Origin of the sequence: Thermobifida cellulosilytica TB100, from assembly GCF_001517975.1 — a bacterium.
In the GTDB taxonomy this organism is placed as follows: domain Bacteria; phylum Actinomycetota; class Actinomycetes; order Streptosporangiales; family Streptosporangiaceae; genus Thermobifida; species Thermobifida cellulosilytica.
In genome coordinates this window covers 34,239-37,443 of record NZ_KQ950185.1, presented here as the reverse complement: position 1 = coordinate 37,443, position 3,205 = coordinate 34,239, and the positions used below count along the sequence as shown (strand labels likewise).

Below are 3,205 nucleotides of genomic sequence, written 5' to 3'. Positions count from 1 at the left end.
CGCCCCTCCCGCACGCGCCCCGCCCCGGGCCCGGTCCGGCTCCGGGGCCGCGGGAACGGGCACGGCTTGGTGACAATTCGGCGGTAGCTCCCGGACGACAGGAGACAGCGGGCGATCTTTGCGGAACAATGCACCACTTGTCGGGGATCGTCAGGTGACGAGGATCACCGACAGTAGTGACCCATCTCCTAAACCAGACTTGCCTTATTCCGCCGTTAACGGTTAGCTCTGAAAGCTCAGACGGGCCTTCCGTTTCGGGGGCAGGCGGGCCGCATCCCGCTTGTCCTCAGTGCAGCCACCCCTTCAATTCATCCGCACTCAGAGCGAGTCCATGACGAAAGAGCAGCGCCGCCCCCTCCGCTGGCTACGCCTTCTGTCCGCCGAACAGCGCGGCACCATCCGTTCACGTCTCCTCGCGCTGGCCCTCATCCCGAGCACTGCCCTGCTGGTCCTCTGGGTCGGCGTCACCGTCACCCCGGTGAACGACCTGATCGTCCTCCAACGGGGGACCACGTTCGTCGAGGAGGCGGGGGTCCCCGCGCTGGAGGTCATCTCCGCGCTGCAGGCGGAACGCCAGTCCACGATGGAGTACCTGGCCCTCCGGGAGTCCGGCAGCGACAACCGCGTCCCCACCACGCAGTTGCGGGAGGACCGCGCGGCCACCGACACGGCCGTCGCCGACTTCCGCGCCCAGATCGAGGAGAGCGGACTGCTCTCCTTCCCCGAGGAGACCCGCGACCGCATCGACCGGTTCCTCAGCACGCTGACCGTGATCCAGCCGCACCGCGACGTCCTCGACACCTCCACCCCCACCCGGGACGGCGCCGTCTCCACCTACAACGAGGCGATCGAGGCCGGCCTGCAACTGTGGGACATCCAGGAGAAGCTGGTCGACGCCGACCAGGCCCACCACATGCGCAGCCTCACCTCCCTGATCCGGGCGCGCGAGCTGCTCTCCCAGGAGGACGGGGTGCTGACCTACAGCGGCATCTCCGGTACCTTCAGCACCGCCGACCACATCGACTTCGCGGCCGCGGTCGGCGCCCAGCGCTTCCTGTACACCCAGATCGCCCCCGAGCTGACCGGCCCGGACCGGGCCGTCTACGACGAGGTCATCGGCAGCGCCCAGTTCCGCACCGTGCAGTCGCTGGAGAACGAGGCGATCCGCGCCGGCGCCGCCACCGACGACCCTCCTGTCGACATCGAGCTGTGGAACTCCTCCCGGAGCATGCTGGACGAGTCCTTCCAGGACCTCACGGAGAGCCGCATCGCCGACATCACCGAGCAGAGCCGGGCCGACGCCCTGCAACTCACCCTCCTCATCGCGGCGCTCAGCACCGTGACCCTGGCCGTGGTCGTGGCCTCCGTGCTCTACAGCTCGCGGACCGTCACCTGGCTCAACCGGCGGCTCGGCGCGCTGCGCCAGGCCACCCTGGACTACGCCAACCACCGCCTGCCCAGGATCACCGCCCGGCTGCGGGCCGGGGAGAAGGTGGACGTCGACACCGACGCCCCGCTCATCCCCGTCGACGTCGACGACGAGATCGGACAGGTCACCAAGGCGTTCAACACCGCGCAGCGCGCGGCCGTGGACTCCGCCACCCAGGAGGCGAAGCTGCGCGAGGGCGTGCGCAACGTCTTCCGCAACATCGCGCGGCGCGCCCAGACCCTGGTGCACCGCCAGCTCAGCCTGCTGGACACGCTGGAGCAGTCCGAGACCGACCCGAAGGTGCTGGAGTCGCTGTTCCGGATCGACCACCTGAGCACCCAGATGCGGCGCAACGCCGAGAACCTGATGCTGCTCACCGACGACCGGCCCTCCCGCAAGGCGGGCGAGCCGCTGTCCCTGGCCCAGGCGGCGCGCGCCGCCTCCAGCGAGATCGAGGACTACTCCCGGGTCAAGCTGCTGCCGATGCCCACCGTGCGGCTCAAGGGGGCGGTCGCCTCCGACAGCGTGCGCCTGCTGGCGGAGCTGCTGGAGAACGCCGCCTCCTTCTCCCCGCCCAGCACCACGGTGACGGTGCGCGGCGAGGCGCTGCCCCACGGCAGCTACGCGCTGGAGATCGAGGACCGGGGCCTGGGCATGCTCCCCGAGGGCTACGCCGCCGCCAACGAGCTGCTCAGCGGCTCCTCCTGGCGCTTCAACCTCGCCGACATGCGCGAGGACTCCCAGCTCGGGCTGATCGTGGTCGCCACCATCGCCCAGCGGCACAACCTGAAGGTCACCCTGCGGCCCTCCCCCTACAACGGAACCCAGGCGATCGTCGTGTTCCCGCCCGAGGCGATCGACACCTCTCCGGCGACCCCGCCCGAGATCACGGTCGAACGCACCCGCCCCGCCCCCGCGGAACTGGAGGCACCTTCCGTGACGGCGTCCCCCGCCCCCTCCGGGACCGCTCCGGCCGCGGCCCCGGCCGCCCCCGACTCCACCGCGCGGCCCGCTGCCGAGGCTTCCGCGGAGTCCGACACCTACAAGGGCCTGCCCCGGCGCAGGCGCTCCCACCGACGTCAGCAACAACCCGTCCCGCCGGCGCCCGCACCGTCCATCTCCCGGCCTGTCAGCACCGACCGGTCGCTGGAGGAGATCCGGCAGATGATGAGCGCTTTCCAGCGCGGCACCCGGACCGGACGCGCCGAGGGATCCAACGAGTACCCCACCACGGAGGCACGATGACCGAGCAGACGACCGCCCCCCGTTCCACCTCCTCCGAGCTGGACTGGCTGCTGACCGACCTGGTCTCCCGCACCGAGGGGGCCCGCGAGGCCGTGCTGCTGTCCGCGGACGGCCTGCTGCTGTCGGCGTCCAGCGGCATGAACCGGGAGCGTGCCGAGCGGATCAGCGCCATCGCCTCGGGCTTCTCCAGCCTGGCCCGGGGCGCCGGCAAGCAGCTCGGGGCCTCCGAGGTCCGCCAGACCGTGGTGGAGATGGACAGCGTCTTCCTGTTCGTCCTCTCCGCGGGGCACGGCGCCTGCCTGGCCCTGGTCGCCGACTCCTCCTGCGACGTCGGCCTGGTCGCCTACGAGATCAACCGGCTGGTGCGCCAGGTGGGCCCGCACCTGTCGACGCTGCCCAGGCACCGCCGTCCGGCGCACGGCCGAGCCGCAGAGGGACTGTGAGGCCATGTCCGGCTCCCTCGACGACGGCGGCCGGCTGATCCGCCCGTACTCGCTGACCAGGGGGCGCACCCGCCCCTCGCGTTCCGAC

2 protein-coding genes are annotated in these 3,205 nt (G+C 71.2%); both read left to right on the top strand.

Going from position 1 to position 3,205, the window contains the following annotated elements; translation table 11 throughout:
* Window positions 1-331 precede the first annotated feature (331 nt).
* On the top strand, window positions 332-2,674 hold the full coding sequence (locus AC529_RS15890) for a sensor histidine kinase (RefSeq protein ID WP_068758117.1): 2,343 nt from the start codon (window positions 332-334) through the stop codon (window positions 2,672-2,674).
* On the top strand, window positions 2,671-3,117 hold the full coding sequence (locus AC529_RS15885) for a roadblock/LC7 domain-containing protein (protein ID WP_068758115.1): 447 nt from the start codon (window positions 2,671-2,673) through the stop codon (window positions 3,115-3,117). Before AC529_RS15890 ends, AC529_RS15885 begins: the two co-directional genes overlap by 4 nt.
* Window positions 3,118-3,205 lie beyond the last annotated feature (88 nt).

What these genes read in the sequence shown, in the direction of transcription:
- AC529_RS15890 (WP_068758117.1), top strand. Translation starts at nt 332, where the DNA reads ATGACGAAAGAGCAGCGCCGCCCCCTCCGCTGGCTACGCCTTCTGTCC.
- AC529_RS15885 (WP_068758115.1), top strand. Translation starts at nt 2,671, where the DNA reads ATGACCGAGCAGACGACCGCCCCCCGTTCCACCTCCTCCGAGCTGGAC.